Origin of the sequence: Actinoplanes sp. NPDC048791, from assembly GCF_040650095.1 — a bacterium.
Taxonomy (GTDB): Bacteria; Actinomycetota; Actinomycetes; order Mycobacteriales; family Micromonosporaceae; genus Actinoplanes.
On record NZ_JBEZGQ010001189.1, the window covers coordinates 1 to 2,346 of the forward strand.

Below are 2,346 nucleotides of genomic sequence, written 5' to 3' on the forward strand. Positions count from 1 at the left end.
GTCAGCCCCAGCACCCTCCGCTCCTGGGCCGCCATCTTCGCCACCACCCGGCCGGCCAGTGCCGCGACGGCGGCCTCGGCCCGCCCGGGTGTGCCGTCCAGCCCGGGGTACGCCCGCCGCCACGTCAGCAGCCGCTCGCCGGTGAGATCGACGGCGATCGCCACCAGATGGTCGGCGGCCACCTCGATGCCGATGGCCGCGTACGGCCGGCTCTGCAGGGTCAGCATCGACGCGGGCCGGCCGATCCTGTTCTCGGTCAGGCCGGTCTCGCGCAGCAGGTGCCGTTCCAGCAGGTCGGTGACCAGGCTGGAGACGGTCGCCTTGTTGAGGCCCGTGGACGCGGCGATGTCCGCCCGCGAACAGGGCGCATGGGTCCGGACGAACCGCAGCACGACTGCCAGGTTCGTCGTTCTCACGTCGGACAGGTCCGCCGGCCGCGTCATGCCGTGCGTACTGATCACGTCTGTCCTGCCTCTCGCCGCCGGCCTTCCCCGGCCGGCCCGTTCATCATGCCGCACCGCCCCGGCCCCGGGCGCGGGCAGCTCTTGTGGGTCCATCGACGGTCGGCTAATTTGTTTGGCTACAAGCTAAACAAACTCTAGCGGGAGGCCGTCGCTCCCGTCGACCGTTTATCGAGGAGCACGTCGTGACACCACCCACGGGTCCCTCCGCCGACCGCCGGGGCTTTCTGAGCCTGCTCGGCCTCGGCGCCGTCGCCGTCGCGAGCGGGGGCACGCTGGCCGGCTGCGGCGACAAAGCCACCCGCGGTGGCGCCACGCAGAACCTGGACAAGCTGTCCGCCCTGATCCCGGAGCAGAAGGCGTTCCCCGGGATGCCCCAGCCCGACATCAAGGGCACCCGGCCGGTCCCGGACGGCTACACCAGGTACCCGGCCGAGCTGGTCGACGCCATCGCCGAGAAGCCCGGCACCGGGGGACCGGCGATCCGGGCGATGGTCCCGGTGTGGGGGCCCGCACCGCCGTCGGGCAAGAGCAACTCCTACCTGACCGCGATCAACGCCGAGCTCGGCGCGACCGTCGACTTCAGCGCGCAGGACGGCCTGGCCTACGCCGACAAGCTCGGCGCGATCCTGGGCGCCCGGGACGTGCCCGACCTGCTCTGCGTACCGAACTGGGAGGTCGAGAAGCTGGCCCGGTTCAGTGACGCGGTCGGCGCGCTCTTCGAGGACCTCACGCCGTACCTGCAGGGCAGCGCGGTGCAGGCCTATCCCATGCTGGCCACGTTCCCGGCCGGGGCCTGGCGCGAGTCGTGCTGGAACGGGCGGCTGATGGCCGTGCCCAACCCGACCGACGGCCCGTTCCCCTGGGCCCTGTTCCAGCGCAAGGACCTGCTGGACAAGGCCGGGGTGACCGCGCCGAAGAGCATCGACGACCTGTTCGCCGTCGGCAAGGAGGTGACCAACCCGGGCAAGGGTGTGTGGGCGTACTCCGACATCTTCGCCATGGTGCAGATGTTCCACAAAGCCCCGGGCACCGAGGAGGGCTGGCGGCTCAAGGCCGACGGCACGCCCGAGTTCAAGTACGAGACGGCCGAGTTCCGGCAGGCCGTCGAGGTCATGGCCCGGCTCTACAAGGCTGGCTACGTGCACCCCGACATCGTGGCCAGCAAGGGCGCCGACGCCAAGCAGTTGCTGCAGAGCGGCAAGATCCTGTTCCACCAGGACGGCCCGGGCATGTGGCAGCCGATGCAAGCCGAGCAGCAGAAGATCACGCCGGGCTTCAACATCCAGCCGGTCCCGCTCTTCTCGGCCACCGGCGGCGACCCGCTGGCCTGGGGTGACGACGAGCCCATCTCGTACCTGTTCATCAAGAAGGGCCTCGGCAAGGCGCGGGTCGAGGAGCTGCTGCGCATCATCAACTGGTGCTCCGCCCCGTTCGGCACCAAGGAGTTCGACCTGCGCGAGTTCGGCGTCGACGGCAAGCACAGCACCCGCGACGCGGCCGGCCCGGTCAAGACCGAGCTGGGCTTCAAGGAGATCCAGAACCAGTACTTCTTCATCAGCGGCCGCAGCCCGGTGCTGCCGCCGTACCCGCAGACCCCGCAGTTCGTGCCGCAGGTGCTGGCCTACTCCAACGAGACGGTCAAGTACCTGGAGAAGGACCCGTGGGACGGCCTCAAGTTCGAGTTCCCGGCCAAGTTCAAGGCGGCCAACGTGCCCACCCAGGACAAGATCACCGACATGCTCCGGGGCCGGCGCCCGCTGACCGACCTCGACGCGGTGGTCAAGGAATGGCGCGCGGCCGGCGGCGACGAGGCTCGTCAGATGCTCGCCACGGCGCTGGCCGACGCCGGTAAATGAGCGCCGATCAGGCCAGCCGGCCGGCT

Annotated in this window: 2 protein-coding genes; one reads left to right on the forward strand and one right to left on the reverse strand. The window is 70.2% G+C overall.

All coding sequences use genetic code 11. The features are described from left to right. Positions 1-416 (reverse strand): helix-turn-helix domain-containing protein (locus AB0C29_RS44140; RefSeq protein ID WP_360833745.1); only part of this gene is annotated, 416 nt, incomplete at its 3' end. Positions 417-646: 230 nt separating this feature from the next. Between AB0C29_RS44140 and AB0C29_RS44145 the strand changes: the two genes are divergently transcribed. Then, positions 647-2,320: an extracellular solute-binding protein gene (locus tag AB0C29_RS44145; protein WP_360833747.1), complete on the forward strand. Its 1,674-nt coding sequence runs from the start codon at positions 647-649 to the stop codon at positions 2,318-2,320. The last annotated feature ends 26 nt before the right edge of the window (positions 2,321-2,346 follow it).